Below are 15,889 nucleotides of genomic sequence, written 5' to 3'. Positions count from 1 at the left end.
TCAGCCCTTCATGGCATTGATGTCCTCGACGGCGATCGAACCGCGGTTGCGGTAGAACACCACGAGGATGGCGAGCCCGATGGCCGCCTCGGCGGCAGCGACGGTCAGCACCAGGAGCGCGAACACCTGGCCGACGATGCTGCCGTGGAAGGCGGAGAAGGCGACCAGATTGATATTCACGGCGAGCAGGATCAGCTCCACCGACATCAGGATGACGATCACGTTCTTCCGATTGAGGAAGATGCCGAGCGTGCCCAGCGTGAACAGGATCGCCGCGACCGTGAGATAGTGGGAAAGCGAAATGTCCATCTTTCCCTCCTAGATGCCCTGGCCCGGGCGCACCTTGACCACTTCCATCGCGGTCTCGGGCGTACGGGCAACCTGGGCGGAGACGTTCTGGCGCTTCACATTCACCTTGTGGCGCAGCGTGAGCACGATGGCGCCGATCATGGCCACCAGCAGCACCATGCCCGAGGCCTCGAAGAAGTAGACGTAATCGGTGTAGAGCACGTGACCGAGCGCCTTGGTGTTGCTGATCACCACACCGCCGACCGCCGCCACCTTCGGCAATTGCGCAACAGCAGGCGCGGTCGCCCAGGTGCTCACCACCAGGATCAGCTCCACCAGGAACACCACGCCGACCAAGGCGCCCACCGGCAGATATTGCAGGAACCCCTGCCGCAGCTCGACGAAGTCCACGTCCAGCATCATCACGACGAAGAGGAACAGCACCGCCACTGCGCCGACATAGACCACCACCAGGATCAGGGCGAGGAACTCGACGCCGATCAGGATGAACAGGCCCGCCGCATTGACGAAGCACAGAATGAGAAACAGGACCGAATGGACCGGGTTGCGGGAGGAAATGACCATGAAGGCCGACGCCACGAGGACGCCGGCGAAGAGATAGAAAAATACTGCCGCGACACTCATGCGCCGAGCTCCCCTCTCCGCGGCGCCACGGCGCCGATCCTATGCGGCCGCGCGTGGCGGCCGGCCCGTCGATAGCCCGTACCCATCACATTAGTCCACTGTCTCGGTTGCCCGCAGGACGCGCGCACCCTCAGCCCCAACCCTCACCGCCCGCCGAAAGCGGGCGAACCTGTCACCGATAAGGCGCGTCCAGCGCGATGGACTGCGCGATCTCGCGCTCCCACCGGTCGCCATTGGCGAGCAAGCGTTCCTTGTCGTAGTACAATTCCTCACGGGTCTCGGTGGCGAACTCAAAGTTCGGCCCCTCGACGATGGCATCCACCGGGCAGGCTTCCTGGCAGAAGCCGCAATAGATGCACTTCACCATGTCGATGTCGTAGCGCGTGGTGCGCCGCGTGCCGTCGTTGCGACGCGGGCCGGCTTCGATGGTGATGGCCTGGGCGGGGCAGATGGCCTCGCACAATTTGCAGGCGATGCAGCGCTCTTCCCCGTTGGGATAGCGGCGCAACGCATGCTCGCCCCGGAAGCGCGGCGAGATGGGGTTCTTCTCGAACGGGTAGTTGATGGTCGCCTTGGGCGCAAAGAAATAGCGCATGGCGAGCACAAAACCCGAGAGAAACTCGGTGAGGAAAACGGCGCGGGCCGCTTGATCCAGTTTCATGGCATCGCTCCCGCCGCGCCGACGCGGCCGAATGAAAAGTAACAAATCTCAATCATTGGGGCGCCGTCCCGGTGAAGTGAAGGACGCTCGCCACCACCACCACGGCCACCAGCGAGATCGGCAGGAAGATCTTCCAGCCGAGCCGCATCAGCTGGTCGTAGCGATAGCGGGGCACCATCGCCTTCGCCATCGCGAACAGGAAGAACATGAAGCACAGCTTCAGCACGAACCAGATGATCCCCGGCACCCACGTGAAGGGCGCGAACGGCAGTGGAGAGAGCCAGCCGCCGAGGAACAGGATCGTGCCCAGGGCGCACATGGTCATGATCGCCACGTATTCGCCCAGCATGAACAGCAGGTAGGGGGTGGAGGAATATTCCACCATGAAGCCGGCGACGAGCTCGGATTCCGCTTCCACCAGGTCGAACGGCGGACGGTTGGTTTCAGCGAGGGCCGAAACCAGGAAGATCACGAACATCGGCAGCAGCGGCAGGAAGTACCAGTTGAGCAGGCCCAGCCGCCCATTCTGCGCCTCGACGATGGCGGAAAGGTTTTGCGACCCCGCGCACATCAGCACCGTGATGATGACGAAGCCGATGGACACTTCGTAGGACACCATCTGCGCCGCCGAGCGCAGCGCTGCCAGGAACGGATATTTCGAGTTCGACGCCCAGCCGGCCATGATGATGCCGTACACGCCGAGCGAGGAAATCGCGAAAATGTAGAGAATGCCGATGTTCAGATCGGCGATCACCCAGCCCGAGGCCAAGGGAATGGCTGCCCATGCGGAGAGGGCGAGCACGCAGCTGACCAGCGGCGCCAGGATGAAGATGCCCTTGTTGGAGCCCGCCGGAATGATCGGCTCCTTGAGCACGAACTTCAGCAGGTCGGCAAAGGATTGCAGCAGGCCGAACGGGCCGACCACATTGGGGCCGCGGCGCATCTGCACCGCCGCCCAGATCTTGCGGTCCGCCAAGAGGATGAAGGCGATAAAGATCAGCAGTGCCACCAGCAGCGCGAGGCTCGCGCCGAGGATGATCAGCACCTGGATAAGGGTATCCTGCCAGCTCATGGGTTCTTCCCGCCCCTCAATCCGTCATCCGGCAAGGCGCATGCCCCGCCGGCTTCCAGCAGGCCGAGGCCCGCTCACCCGATGTCCTGTGTCCCGTCCTGCCCGCCATGTTCCTACTCCGCCGCCACGGCATCGCTGCCGAGCCGCAGTTTCGAGCATTCCGCCATCACGGCGGAGGCCCGGGCGATGGGGTTGGTCAGGAAGAAATCACCAATGGTGGAAACGAACGCGCCCTTGTCGGCCGTCCCGCCCATGCCGGCAAGCGCGGCGATGGACCCGGCCTCCGCCGGCTCCACCTGGTCCAGCCGGCCGAGATGCGGATGGGCCGCCACCATGGCCCCCCGGAGCGCAAGAAGCGTGTCGTAAGGCAGCTTATGGCCGATCACCTCGGACAGGGCCCGCAGCACCGCCCAATCCTCGCGCGCATCGCCAGGCGGGAACGCCGCGCGATTGGCGAACTGGGGACGCCCTTCGGTATTGACATAAATGCCGGACTTTTCCGGATAAGCCGCGCCCGGCAGGATCACATCCGCCCGGTGCGCGCCGCGATCGCCATGGGTGCCGAGATAGACGACGAAGGCGCCGGGCGCCACGTCCACTTCGTCCGCGCCCAGCAGGAAGGCTACGTCCAGTGCGCCGGCCGCGGTCATGCCCGCGACGTCAAGACCGCCTTCGCCCGGAACCACGCCCACATCGAGCGCGCCGACGCGGGCGGCGGCGGTGTGCAGGACCGCAAAACCGTTCCAGCCTTCCTTCACCGCGCCAACCGCCACGGCCACCCGAGCCGCAAGCGAGAGCACCGCGGCACCGTCCGCCCGGGCGACAGCGCCCTGCCCCACGATCACGAGCGGTCGCTCGGCCGCCTTCAGCGCCTCGGCGAAGGTGCCGGAGCCGGCGAGTTCAGCGAGCGTTTCGGGGCCGGCCCCGAGATATTCATAGGGATAGGTCAGGTCGACGCGCGGACCGATCACACCCACCTTCAGACCGCCGGCGCGCCAGCGCTTGCGGATGCGGGCGTTCAGAACGCTGGCCTCATGGCGCGGGTCGGTCCCGATGAGCAGGATCGCGTCCGCCGCCTCGATGCCGTCGATACCGGCATTGAAAATATAGCTGGCGCGTCCAAGCGCCGGGTTGAGCGCCGCGCCGTCCTGGCGTGCGTCGATGTTCTTCGAGCCGAGTTTGTCGAACAGCCCCTTCAAGGCAAAGGCTTCTTCAACGCTGGCGAGATCGCCCAGGACCGCGCCGATGCGGGCCGGCGCGGTCGCCTTCACCTTGGCCGCAATCACCGCAAAAGCTTCGGTCCAGCTGGCCGGCACGAGCCGTCCGTCCTTGCGCACATAGGGGCGGTCCAGGCGCTGCGCCTTCAGGCCATCCCACACATAGCGGGTCTTATCGGAAATCCATTCCTCGTTCACCGCCTCGTTGGTGCGCGGCAGGATGCGCATCACTTCGCGGCCGCGGGTGTCGATACGGATGTTGGAGCCGACTGCGTCCATCACGTCGACGGACTCGGTCTTGGTCAATTCCCAGGGCCGCGCATGGAAGGCGTAGGGCTTGTGGGTCAGAGCGCCCACCGGGCAGAGATCGGCCACATTGCCCTGCAATTCCGAATGCATGGCATGTTCGAGATAGGTGGTGATCTCCATATCCTCGCCGCGCCCGATGGCACCGAGGTCCGCCGCACCGGCGACTTCCGTGGTGAAGCGCACGCAACGGGTACAATGGATGCACCGGTTCATGGAGGTCCGCACCAGCGGCCCGATGTATTTGTCTTCGACCGCCCGCTTGTTCTCGGCGAAGCGGGAGGTGTCCACGCCATAGGCCATGGCCTGGTCCTGCAAGTCGCACTCGCCGCCCTGATCGCAGATCGGGCAATCCAGCGGGTGATTGATGAGGAGGAACTCCATCACCCCTTCGCGGGCCTTCTTGACCATGGGGCTCTTGGTGAGCACCACCGGCGGCTCGCCGTTCGGGCCGGGGCGCAGGTCCTTGACCGCCATGGCGCACGACGCCGTCGGCTTGGGCGGGCCGCCCTTCACTTCCACCAGGCACATGCGGCAATTGCCGGCGATGGACAGCCGTTCATGGAAGCAGAAGCGCGGAATTTCGACGCCCGCCACCTCGCACGCCTGCAACAGCGTGTATTCGGCGGGGACGTCTACCTCGGTGCCGTCGACAATCAGCTTGGCCATGACAGGTCCCTACTGCAGATCGATCGGATCAAGCGCACGCTCGATCCGGCCGACGCGGTGTTCCAGGCGTTCGAAGCGGCGACTGTTTTCAACAACGGCCTCCTCAAGCGCGGTCACGCGAACTTCCAAATGATGGATATCCTCCGCCATCCGCTCGGTGCGCGCATCCATGCGGCGCAGGAGCGTCAGGAGAGAATGATCCGCTTCGTTGGACATCCCTCACTCCGCCGCGACCGGCATATGCACCGGGTCGGAATGAGGATTGGCCGCATATTGGTCGATGCGCTTTTCGATCTCGTGACGGAAGTGCCGGATCAGGCCCTGCACCGGCCAAGCCGCCGCGTCGCCAAGCGCGCAGATGGTGTGGCCTTCAATCTGGGTGGTCACTTCCAGAAGCAGATCAATCTCACGCTTCTGCGCGCGGCCTTCGGCCATGCGGTTCAGCACGCGCCACATCCAGCCCGTGCCCTCGCGGCACGGCGTGCACTGGCCACAGCTCTCATGTTTGAAGAAATAGGAGATGCGCGCGATCGCCCGCACGATATCCGTGGACTTGTCCATCACCAGGATGCCGGCGGTGCCGAGGCTGGATTTGGCGGCGCGGGTGCCGTCGAAATCCATGATCAGGTCTTCGCATTGGTCCGCCGGAATCACAGGGCAGGACGCGCCGCCGGGGATGATGGCGAGCAGATTGTCCCAGCCGCCGCGGATGCCGCCGCCGTGGCGCTCGATTAATTCCTTGAACGGCGTGCCCATTGCGTCTTCGACCACGCACGGCGTGTTCACGTGGCCGGAAATGCCGAACAGCTTGGTGCCCACATTGTTCGGACGGCCGATGCCGGCGAACCAGGCCGCGCCGCGCCGCAGGATGTCGGGCGCGACCGCGATGGATTCCACATTGTTGACCGTGGTCGGGCAGCCATAGAGGCCCATGTTGGCGGGGAATGGCGGCTTCAGCCGCGGCATGCCCTTCTTGCCTTCCAGGCTCTCCAGCAGCGCGGTTTCCTCGCCGCAGATATAAGCCCCGGCACCGTGATGCACATAAAGATCGAACGGATAGCCGTGGACATTGTCCTTGCCGATGAGCTTGGCCTCATAGGCCTGTTCGACGGCAGCTTCGAGCTGCTCGCGCTCCCGCACATATTCGCCACGCACATAGATGTAAGCGGCATGCGCGCCCATGGCGAAGGAGGCGATGAGACAGCCTTCGATCAGGAGATGCGGATCATGCCGCATGATCTCCCGGTCCTTGCAGGTGCCCGGCTCGGATTCGTCCGCATTCACCACCAGATAATGGGGGCGCCCGTCCGAGACCTTCGGCATGAAGGACCATTTGAGGCCGGTCGAAAAGCCTGCGCCGCCACGGCCGCGCAGGCCCGAGACCTTCATCTCATTGATGATCCAGTCACGGCCTTTTTCCAGAATGCCCTTGGTGCCGTCCCAATTGCCGCGCGCGAGCGCGCCCTTGAGGCCCCAATCGTGCAGCCCGTAGAGATTGGTGAAGATGCGGTCCTTGTCCTGGAGCATGGCTCAAGCCTCCGGATCGCGCACGCCGGTGCCGGTCTTCGGCACCTCGCGCTCAGAGCCCGTGACGGAGGGGCTGCTCTCCTGGGCGGCGCGCGCCACCTCTTCCCGCTTTTCGCCGGCATGCTGGCCATTGACGGCCTTTTCCTGCGCGGCGGACGCGATGCCGACAGGATCGATCGGAGTTTCCACCGCCGCACCCGGACGGCCGGCCTGCAACAGATCCGGCTGCTCGTCGGCCGCTGGCACGGCTGATCCGGCGGCGCGCGGCTCATAGATCTGCGGATCGGTGAGCGAGGTGAGATCCCCGGCCGGCGCAGAGAACTGGCGGCCCGTCTGCGGGCCCGGCTTCACCGGGCGGCCAGCGGCGAGATCATCCAGAATCCTCTCCAGGATCTCGGGGCTCAGGTCCTCGAAATAATCGTAATTGATCTGAACCATGGGCGCATTGGCGCAGGCGCCAAGGCATTCCACTTCCAGCCACGACAGCGCACCATCGGCGGAAACATGGCGCTCCGGACCGATCTTGCGCTGGCAGACCTCTTTCAGCTCGTTGGCGCCACGCAGCATGCAGGGCGTGGTGCCGCAGAGCTGCACAAAGTGGCGCCCCACCGGCTCCAGATTGAACATGGTGTAGAAGGTGGCGATCTCCAGCACCCGGATATTCGGCATGCCGAGCCGGTCCGCCACAACGCGGATCGCGGGCTCCGGCAACCAGCCGCCGCACTGTTCCTGCGCCTTCCACAGGAGCGAAATCACGGCGCTGGCCTGGCGGCCTTCGGGGTATTTGGCAATCTGACGATCGGCCCAGGCATCATTCTCCGCCGTGAAGGCGAAGCTTGCGGGCTGCTCAGCTGCGAGGCGGCGGACGGACATCAGCGGCTTCCCGGGCTGACAATGTGACAATCATTATAGGCGCCGCCCACCTGGGCGATGCCGCAATAGGCGTAGACGCCATCCTTGTAGAGCTTCACCGCAGCCCCGTCCGCATGGGCGAAGCTGCCCCGCGTGCCGGGAATGCCGCTTTCGGGGATGAGCGCCGCATCCACCGGCTGCCAGCCGCCGTTCAGCAAGCTGTACATGGTGAGCTTCTGCACGACCATCGCCCGTGGCGCTTCAGCAGGAGTCCCGAGCGGAACCACCACATCGAGTGTGGTGGGTGCGCGGCCGTAATCGGCAGCCTCACCGGCACCGCACGCCAGCGGCAGAAGGGCGGAGGCGGTCAGAAGAACCTTCACCGGTCCACCTCCCCGAACACGATGTCGAGGGAGCCGAGGATCGCGGAAACGTCCGCCAGCATGTAGCCGCGGCACAGGAAGTCCATCGCCTGGAGATGCGCGAAACCGGGAGCGCGGATCTTGCAGCGGTAGGGCTTGTTGGTGCCGTCGGCAACCAGATAGACGCCGAACTCGCCTTTCGGAGCTTCCACCGCCGCATACACGTCGCCGGCCGTCACGTGATAACCTTCGGTGTACAGCTTGAAGTGGTGGATCAGCGCTTCCATCGAGCGCTTCATCTCGCCCCGCTTGGGCGGCACCACCTTGTTGTCGACCGTGGCAACCGGACCCGGCTCCTTCAGCAGGCGCTGCACGCACTGCTTCATGATCTTGATGGACTGGCGCATCTCTTCCATGCGGACCACGTAGCGATCATAGCAATCGCCGTGCTTGCCGATGGGAATGTCGAAGTCCAGCTCGGAATAGCACTCATAAGGCTGCGCGCGGCGCAGATCCCAGGCAGCGCCGGAGCCGCGCACCATCACGCCGGAAAAGCCCCAGGCCTGCGCCTCTTCCAGAGTCACCACGCCGATATCGACGGTGCGCTGCTTGAAGATTCGGTTCCCGGTGACCAGGGCATCAAGGTCGTCGAGGGTCTGAAGGCAGGGATCGCAGAACGCGCCGATATCCTCGACCAGCTTGGTCGGCAGGTCCTGGTGCACGCCGCCGGGCCGGAAATAGGCCGCATGCATGCGGCTTCCGGACGCGCGCTCATAGAACATCATGAGCTTTTCGCGCTGCTCGAAGCCCCACAGCGGCGGGGTGAGCGCGCCCACGTCCATCGCGAAGGTCGTGACGTTCAGGATATGCGAGAGTAGGCGGCCGATTTCGGAATAGAGCACGCGGATCAGCTGGCCGCGGATCGGCACCTCAATGCCGAGAAGCTTCTCCACCGCCAGGCAATAGGCATGCTCCTGGTTCATCGGCGCGCAATAATCGAGCCGATCGAAATAGGGCACGGCCTGGAGATAGGTCTTCGCCTCGATCAGCTTCTCGGTGCCGCGATGCAGAAGGCCGATATGGGGATCGACGCGTTCCACCACCTCGCCGTTCAGCTCCAGCACCAGGCGCAACACGCCGTGGGCCGCCGGATGCTGCGGGCCGAAATTGATCTGGAAGTTGCGGACCGGGTTTTCGGTCTTCGGCGAGTCGAGGGTGTGGGCCATGGGGCGCTCCTTCAGCTCGCCTTGGGGGCGCCGGGCTGCGAAGCAGCCTTTTCGTCGCCGGGCAGAACATATTCGACACCCTCCCACGGGGAGAGGAAGTCGAAGTTGCGGAATTCCTGCGGAAGCCGGACAGGCTCATAGATCACGCGCTTGACCTCGTCGTCATAGCGCACCTCGACGAAGCCCGTGAGCGGGAAGTCCTTGCGCAGGGGATAGCCGTCGAAACCATAGTCCGTCAGCAGGCGGCGCAGTTCGGGATGACCGGTGAACAGAATGCCATACATGTCGTAGGCTTCCCGTTCGAACCAGTTCGCGCCCGGAAACACTCCGCAGATGGAGGGCACGGGCGTGGACTCATCGGTCTGCACCTTCAGGCGGATGCGCATGTTGTGCTTCAGAGAAAGCAGGTGGTAGACGACGTCGAATCGCAGCTCGCGGGCCGGATAATCCACGCCGCACACATCCACGATGCCGTGGAACAGGCACGCCGGGTCGTCGCGCAGGAATGTCGCGACCTTCACAATCTCCGCTCCCTCGACTTCAAGGGTCAATTCGCCGAACGCCATGTGCGTCGCGCGGATCGCTTCGCCGAGCGCGCCCGATACGTGAACCGCGAGGTCCTTCAAGGTCTCGTCCATCTGCCTCTTCCCGTCGCCGCGCGTTCAGCGATTCAGCGTTCGATGGTTCCGATGCGGCGAATCTTCTTCTGAAGAAGAAGAACACCGTAGAGCAACGCTTCCGCGGTGGGCGGGCAACCGGGGACATAAATGTCCACGGGCACGATCCGGTCGCAGCCGCGCACCACGGCATAGGAATAATGATAATAGCCGCCGCCATTGGCGCAGCTGCCCATGGAGATCACGTAACGCGGCTCCGGCATCTGGTCGTAAACCTTGCGGAGCGCGGGCGCCATCTTATTGGTCAGCGTGCCGGCGACGATCATCACATCCGACTGGCGCGGGGAGGCGCGCGGCGCGAAGCCGAAACGCTCCACATCGTAGCGCGGCATGGAAACCTGCATCATTTCCACGGCGCAGCACGCAAGGCCGAACGTCATCCACATGAGCGAGCCGGTGCGCGCCCAGGTGATGAGATCGTCCACATTGGTCATCAGGAAGCCGCGGTCCGCGAGCTCGGAATTGATCTCCTGGAAAAAGGGATCGTCCGAGCCGACGGGACGGCCGGTATTGGGATCGACGAGGCCGCGCGGCGCCTGCGCCACCAGCGGCTTCGTCGCAGAAGGGGTCAATCCCATTCGAGTGCTCCCTTGCGCCATTCGTAGATGAACCCGACGGTCAGCACGCCGAGGAAGAGCATCATGGACCAGAAGCCGAGATCGCCGAGGCCACCGAACGAAATCGCCCAGGGGAACAGGAAGGCCACTTCCAGATCGAAGATGATGAAGAGGATGGAGACGAGATAGAAGCGCACGTCGAACGTCATGCGCGCATCGTCGAACGCATTGAAGCCGCATTCGTAGGCTGAAAGCTTCTCCGGATCCGGGCTGCTGTACGCGACTATGAACGGCGAGATGAGCAGAGCAAGGCCGATCACCACCGAGACCCCGATGAAGATGACGACCGGGAGATAATCCTGGAGCAGCAGGTTCATGATCCGCACCTTGGGGCGCATGGGCGATCCGCTTGAAGCGTTACCGCGCCGGCCTCGGTTGGAGGAGTTCGAAACGAGCGAGGCTTATCGCAGCGCCAGATGGGTGGCAAGTGCGACCTTGCCTTTGACGCGTGTAGAACCATCCAAACTCACCGACATGCCGGAACGACATCGCCCATACCGCGCAAAAGCCACGAGAATTTTTCTGTGTCGTCGATTTTCGCCGCAACGCTTCAAGGCCGTTGCGGCGACAGGAAAATGCGCCGCGCAGCCGATCTTTCAGCAGATCTTCGCGAGCCCGCGTGTCGATCTTCACCCCGATGCCTGTTTGCAGTGCAATACCGTCGCGTCAATCGGCTTGACGCAGCGCAGCGCACGTCTGTGAGCTTTCCACGGCTCAGGTCAGGCTGCGACAGTTTGACAGGGGAAAAACCTTCAAACGCCCGCTTGCCGTTAGGGACGGGTCGCCTCCTTCACCGCCGCAACCAATTGCTTGAGCGAGAACGGCTTGGGCAAGAAGGCAAAACGCTCGCCCTCGGGGAGATTTTTGGCGAATGCCTCCTCCGCATAGCCCGAAATGAAGATGATCTTCAGTTTGGGATCGCGACGCCGCAATTCGCGCAGCAGGCTCGGCCCATCCATCTCGGGCATCACGACATCGGATACCACCACATCGAAGTTCGTGCCGGGCTGGTCCATCGCCTCCAGGGCCTCGGCGCCGTTCGCCGCCGCCACAACGCGATAGCCGCGCGCGCTCAGGGCGCGGGCGGCGAAGGCGCGGACCGCGTCCTCATCTTCCACCAGCAGCACCGAGGCCTGCCCGGTCAGGTCCGGCACCTTGGCTTCCGGTTCGGCGGGACGCGCCGGCGTCTCCTCGACCGCACCCTCATGGCGCGGCAGGAATACCCGGAACAGGCTGCCCTTGCCGAGTTCGCTGGTGGCCAGCACGCTGCCGCCGGTCTGCTTGACGATGCCGTAAACTGTTGAAAGACCAAGCCCCGTGCCCTTGCCCACGTCCTTGGTGGAAAAGAACGGCTCGAAGATCTTTTCCAAGATATCCGGCGGCATGCCGGTGCCGGTGTCGCCGACTTCGACCAACACATAATCCGCCGGCGCAAGATTGCTGGCGTCGCCATAGGCGGCACAGGCCGCCGCCGGAACATTCAGCGTGCGCAACGTCACGACGCCGCCCGACGGCATGGCGTCCCGTGCATTGACCGCGAGATTCACGATCACCTGCTCGAACTGGTTCACATCCACGAGAATCGGCCACAACTCCCGCCCGTGTTCCACTTGCAGCGAGATGCTTTCGCCCATCAGGCGGCGCAACAGCATGGAAAGGTCGGAGATCACGTCGGTGAGCTGGATCACTTGCGGCCGCAGCGTCTGCCGGCGCGAGAAGGCGAGCAACTGGCGCACCAGCCCGGCAGCCCGATTCGCATTCTGCTTGATCTGCATGATGTCGGGGAAGGACGGATCGCTCGGCCGGTGATTGGCCAGCAAGAGATCGCAATAGCCGAGAATGGCGGTGAGCACGTTGTTGAAATCATGCGCCACACCGCCGGCGAGCTGCCCGATCGCCTGCATCTTCTGCGATTGGGCGAACTGCGCCTCAAGCGCGCGCTGCGCGGTCGTGTCCACCGCATAGATCGCCGCCCCGGCGCCGCCCGGCCCGAGATTGGCGGCATAGAGGCGCGCCGAGCGTCCCCCTTGCCCCGCTATGCCAACATCCACCGGCGCGCCGCCCGCCTGGCCAGACAGCGTCTCGCGCACCAGGCTTTCCATCGCCGGAACGTCGCGCTCGGCGACCAATTGCTCCAGCTTGGTGCCTGCGAGCATGCGGTCGCTGCCCGCAAACAGGCGGGCAAAGCTGCCGTTGGCCTCGCGCACCGCGCCTGCCCCATCGACATTCGCCATTGCGAGCGGCGAGCGCGAGAAAAACGAGGCGTCTGAACCGCCGGACATGCGCTGTGGCGGTTCCTGCGCCTGGCGCTCCACCACGGCGGACACGGCCATTGCGTCACCGCGCGGGATCACGACGGCGATGCAATCCGCTCCCGCCCGTCCGCCGATCCACACCCGGCCGGAGACTATGGAGCCGTCCTGCCGCACGAAATCCAGGTCGATTCCGCGCGGGCCGGTCTGGCCGCGCTCGAGCACGGCGCGCGCGATGGTCGTGCTCTGTGGACCGATGAGCTCGACAAACGGCAGCACGCCCGCCCCAAGTTCGGCCAGTCCGTAGCCGAGCCAGCGGGCGAAAGCGGCATTCGCCAGCCGCCCGCCGGCAGAAGAAAGCAACACCATGCCGACCGGCGCCTGCTCCCAGATTTCAGCAAGCGCCAGGGCACCCTCGGCGGGCAACAAGGGCGCGGAGGTCTGCGCCGCACTGGGACGCGCAAGGGGGGTGCCCCCGGCCACCTGTGCAAGCGGCGCCGAAGGAACCGTCTCGCCAGCCAGATGCAGCACCCACAAGGCGCGCCGCGCACCGGCGAGCGGCTGCACCGAAACCACAAGGCGCCGACCCGCCGGATTGGGATCAAAGGGGAAAGTCTGCATGCCCCTGACGCCATCCGCCGCGCTACGCAACAGCAGGCCAACCATGGCCTGCCCGCCAGGAATGCGGCCGAGAAAGCGGTCCGGCATCGGGACTTGCCCGGCCGCGCTGCGGCTGAGATTGAGATAAGGGGTGTTGACGGCGAGCATGCGCTCGCCGGCTTCCACGACGATTGCCGCATCGCTCATATTGGCCAGCAGCGCCTGCACCAGCTCATCGCTGCGCTTGTCGGTGCCGCTCCACAGCCGCATGGTTGCGCTGACCACGGCAAAGATGCCGACGGCGGCGAGCGCGGCGAGGATCGCGGTGATCCCGCCGCCCGGACTGCCTTCGAGCGCAGCGACGACGATGCCGCCGGCGAAAGCCGCGCCGCCGACCACCAAACGTTCACGCCCGGACGTCCTGCGGCTGAACACCCCGCTCAAAAAACCCGAGCGCGCATCGCCCGCGTCGGTGCTCATGAAGTCGTCCTTCCAGGGAGCGCAGAAACGCCCTTTGCGGCCATAAACCGCTCCGAATCCGCGAAAATTAACGCAAAGTTACGGCATTGGTTGAAATCATGCCATGATCGTCAACAATTTCTTGGTTCGCTGGTTGATGTTGTACCCTGCGGGCGCCCCTGGCCCGATCGCACGGCGCTGGGGTGCCGGGCTCGGGACGTGGTACATCGCACCGGCAGCGAAGAGGACACACGATGTTGCAGAATTTGTTTGGGGCGCAACTCGATCTGCCCGTGCGCTTGGCCATCGCCTTGCTGGTGATCGGCGTGCTGCTGGGCCTGACCGTGTTTATCGTACGCCACCTCGGGCGCGACGGACGGGGCGGCGCGGCGCGCTCCCGCCAGGCGCGTCTGGCGGTTCTAGACAGCGTCACCATAGATCCTCGCCGGCGCCTGGTCCTGGTCCGGCGCGATGAGGTCGAACACCTTCTGTTGGTCGGCGGCTCCACCGATATTGTCGTGGAGCCCGCGATTTCGCGTGCTGCGGCGCGCGAACCGACGGTATTGCGCGAGCCAGCCATCGCCCGTGAACCCGCACGCGAAGCCATGCCGCCGCGCGATCAGCGTGAGGCGCTACCGCCCCGCGAGCCGCGCGAAGCCTTTGCGCCGCGAGAAAGCCGCGAAGCCCTGCCCGCACGCGAGCCCATGGCGCCCCGAGAAGCCCTGCCACCCCGAGAAGCCCTGCCGCCGCGGGACGCTCCGCCCCCACGCGAGGCCCCAGCCCCCCGGGAGGCTCCAGTCCCTCGCGAGCCTCTTGCGCAACGCGACTCCATCTACGCGCGCGCGCCCCAGGCGCCCCGAAGGCCATTAAGCCCGCCGGTAGTCTCTACGCCTGTGCTTGACAGCGCGACTGGGGAAACCACCGCCGCGCCGTCCGCTCCAACTGCTGAAAAGCCGGAGGAATCCGCGCCCCTGTTGGCGGGCGCTTCACGCGAGCCGGCCCCGGCACCCGCCTCGGCCCCGGCGCTCGATGCCGAGGCCCTGGTGCCCGAGATCCGCCGTCCCCTCCCGACCCGGCGGACCACCGACCGGAACGCACCCGCGATCGACACGCCCCGCCGACCCGATGCCGGCGCACCCCGCGCGCCCTTCACGCGCCCGCCGCGTATCGACCCAAACCTCGATCCCGTCCGAGCCGCCCCCTCCGTCGCCGTATCCGTGGAAACCCCCGATGCCGCCGTGGCCGCACCACCTGCACCGGTGCAGGTGGGAGCACGTGCCGCAAAGCCGGAGACCGCCGCGCCGGCGGGCGTTGCCCCCCCGGTCAGCGTCGCGCCTGACGCGCCGCGTGAGATCGAACATACCGCGGCGCCCGAAGTGACGCTGGACCTGCCGCCCGCCCCTTCGCCGGTTGTACCGCCGGTGGCGCCCCCGGTGGTCGAGCGCCCTGCACCCGTGGTTCCTCCCGCGGCCCCGTCCGCTCCGGTTCCGGCCGCAGCGCGGGCCGACGCGCCGACACCGCGCCGGGGAACGACCTTCACCCTCGGCAAGGACGCTCGCCCGGCGGAAGCGCCGCGCACCGAGCCGCGCCTCGCCGCCTCCGCGCAGGAGCGCCCTGCCGCGCCGCCGGTCGCCGCGCCGCCGGTGACGACGCCTGTGCCCGATCTTGAAGCGGCGCCGACGAGATCCTCGGAAATCATTCCCGCGCTGACACTCGAGGACCTTCTGGGGCCGGATGCGGCGGAGATTCCAGCCGAACCCGCCGAGGCCGCACCACCGCCGGTCGAGCCACCCGCACCGGCGCGCCGCGGCCTGGGGTCCTTGTTCCGCACCGCCAACCTGAAGGCGCGTCCCGAAGGGGAGCGTACCGACGTACCCGAGCAGGCACCCGCCGCGCCCCCCGCGCCCGAACCGGCGGCCCTTGAAGTGATGGCCCGCCCGGCGGCGGCCCGCGTGGTGGAACCCGCCGACCTTCCCACCATCGCACCGGACCGCCCCAAGCCCGACGCGGAGCGCCCATCGGTTCCACCCACACCGGAGGTGCGCGCGCGGCCGGTCGACCCGAGAGACCTCAAGGTGAGGATGGCGCCGCCTGCGCCTGCGCTCGTGGTGGAGCCCGCAGTGCCCGACGTGGCAGCATCCGCCCAAGTCGCTGCCGCGCCCCCCACTCCCGCTGCTCCGCCGCGCCGTTGGGTGCTGCCGCGCGCCACCCCGCCGGCAGCGCCGCAGCCGAACACGTTCGCCCGCGAATTGGACAATCCGTTCGCCCTGGATTCCGGCGGCATGGTCTCCATCGACGCTCCCACGCTCACGCCCCCGGTGGCGGAGACCAAGGCCCCTACCCCGCCCGCCAAACCCGAAGCTGAGGCGGAGAAGGACCCGTTCGAGGACCTGGAAGCCGAAATGGCCAATCTGCTCGGCCGGGGCACCGGGCCGCGCTGAGCGCGACGGTTGGTGCGA

Annotated in this window: 16 protein-coding genes; 2 read left to right on the top strand and 14 right to left on the bottom strand. The window is 65.8% G+C overall.

The features are described 5' to 3' along the window. The 13 genes from nuoK to V5F78_RS06665 form a co-directional block, all read right to left on the bottom strand. On the bottom strand, window positions 1–309 hold the full coding sequence (nuoK, locus tag V5F78_RS06725) for an NADH-quinone oxidoreductase subunit NuoK (protein WP_348844925.1): 309 nt from the start codon (window positions 307–309) through the stop codon (window positions 1–3). A gap of 9 nt (window positions 310–318) precedes the next feature. Further along, window positions 319–933, bottom strand: a complete 615-nt coding sequence (locus V5F78_RS06720; protein WP_394069336.1) for an NADH-quinone oxidoreductase subunit J — start codon at window positions 931–933, stop codon at window positions 319–321. Between the two features lie 172 nt (window positions 934–1,105). Further along, on the bottom strand, window positions 1,106–1,594 hold the full coding sequence (nuoI, locus tag V5F78_RS06715) for an NADH-quinone oxidoreductase subunit NuoI (RefSeq protein WP_348844923.1): 489 nt from the start codon (window positions 1,592–1,594) through the stop codon (window positions 1,106–1,108). Window positions 1,595–1,646: 52 nt separating this feature from the next. Continuing rightward, the gene (nuoH, locus tag V5F78_RS06710) at window positions 1,647–2,666 is read right to left on the bottom strand and encodes an NADH-quinone oxidoreductase subunit NuoH (RefSeq protein WP_394043781.1); all 1,020 of its coding nucleotides are present in this window, start codon (window positions 2,664–2,666) and stop codon (window positions 1,647–1,649) included. A gap of 113 nt (window positions 2,667–2,779) precedes the next feature. Next, window positions 2,780–4,858, bottom strand: coding sequence for an NADH-quinone oxidoreductase subunit NuoG (gene nuoG, locus V5F78_RS06705; RefSeq protein ID WP_394069334.1), 2,079 nt, complete (start codon window positions 4,856–4,858; stop codon window positions 2,780–2,782). A gap of 9 nt (window positions 4,859–4,867) precedes the next feature. Further along, entirely contained in the window at window positions 4,868–5,074 is a 207-nt protein-coding gene (locus V5F78_RS06700; protein WP_394069332.1) for a hypothetical protein, read from the bottom strand. A 3-nt stretch (window positions 5,075–5,077) separates the two neighbouring features. Continuing rightward, the gene (gene nuoF / locus V5F78_RS06695) at window positions 5,078–6,385 is read right to left on the bottom strand and encodes an NADH-quinone oxidoreductase subunit NuoF (protein WP_394069330.1); all 1,308 of its coding nucleotides are present in this window, start codon (window positions 6,383–6,385) and stop codon (window positions 5,078–5,080) included. Between the two features lie 3 nt (window positions 6,386–6,388). After that, window positions 6,389–7,258 (bottom strand): NADH-quinone oxidoreductase subunit NuoE, encoded by an 870-nt coding sequence (gene nuoE, locus V5F78_RS06690; protein ID WP_394069328.1) that lies wholly within the window; start codon window positions 7,256–7,258, stop codon window positions 6,389–6,391. Then, window positions 7,258–7,620 (bottom strand): hypothetical protein, encoded by a 363-nt coding sequence (locus tag V5F78_RS06685; protein ID WP_394069326.1) that lies wholly within the window; start codon window positions 7,618–7,620, stop codon window positions 7,258–7,260. Before V5F78_RS06685 ends, nuoE begins: the two co-directional genes overlap by 1 nt. Beyond that, on the bottom strand, window positions 7,617–8,825 hold the full coding sequence (locus V5F78_RS06680) for an NADH-quinone oxidoreductase subunit D (RefSeq protein ID WP_394069324.1): 1,209 nt from the start codon (window positions 8,823–8,825) through the stop codon (window positions 7,617–7,619). The genes V5F78_RS06685 and V5F78_RS06680 overlap by 4 nt, the downstream gene beginning before the upstream one ends. Window positions 8,826–8,836: 11 nt before the next feature. Further along, a complete protein-coding gene (locus V5F78_RS06675; RefSeq protein WP_394069322.1) occupies window positions 8,837–9,463 on the bottom strand; it encodes an NADH-quinone oxidoreductase subunit C in 627 nt (208 codons plus the stop codon). A 32-nt stretch (window positions 9,464–9,495) separates the two neighbouring features. Continuing rightward, complete coding sequence (locus V5F78_RS06670) at window positions 9,496–10,080, bottom strand: NuoB/complex I 20 kDa subunit family protein (RefSeq protein ID WP_394014934.1); 585 nt, start codon at window positions 10,078–10,080, stop codon at window positions 9,496–9,498. Next, window positions 10,071–10,436, bottom strand: coding sequence for an NADH-quinone oxidoreductase subunit A (locus tag V5F78_RS06665; RefSeq protein WP_394043885.1), 366 nt, complete (start codon window positions 10,434–10,436; stop codon window positions 10,071–10,073). The genes V5F78_RS06670 and V5F78_RS06665 overlap by 10 nt, the downstream gene beginning before the upstream one ends. On the opposite strand from V5F78_RS06665, the gene V5F78_RS06660 reads away from it, so the two are divergent. Continuing rightward, window positions 10,435–10,821 (top strand): hypothetical protein, encoded by a 387-nt coding sequence (locus tag V5F78_RS06660; RefSeq protein ID WP_394069321.1) that lies wholly within the window; start codon window positions 10,435–10,437, stop codon window positions 10,819–10,821. The genes V5F78_RS06665 and V5F78_RS06660 overlap by 2 nt on opposite strands. 68 nt (window positions 10,822–10,889) lie before the next feature. Here the strand turns inward: V5F78_RS06660 and V5F78_RS06655 are convergent, their stop codons facing one another. Then, entirely contained in the window at window positions 10,890–13,451 is a 2,562-nt protein-coding gene (locus V5F78_RS06655; RefSeq protein ID WP_394069319.1) for a response regulator, read from the bottom strand. 233 nt (window positions 13,452–13,684) lie between these two features. Between V5F78_RS06655 and V5F78_RS06650 the strand changes: the two genes are divergently transcribed. Continuing rightward, window positions 13,685–15,871 (top strand): flagellar biosynthetic protein FliO, encoded by a 2,187-nt coding sequence (locus V5F78_RS06650; protein ID WP_394069318.1) that lies wholly within the window; start codon window positions 13,685–13,687, stop codon window positions 15,869–15,871. Window positions 15,872–15,889 lie beyond the last annotated feature (18 nt).

The organism is Roseixanthobacter glucoisosaccharinicivorans, assembly GCF_043195095.2.
Classification (GTDB): Bacteria; Pseudomonadota; Alphaproteobacteria; order Rhizobiales; family Xanthobacteraceae; genus NCEH01.
Note: the sequence above shows the minus strand (reverse complement) of the source record. Positions and strands in the feature narration are given on the sequence as shown.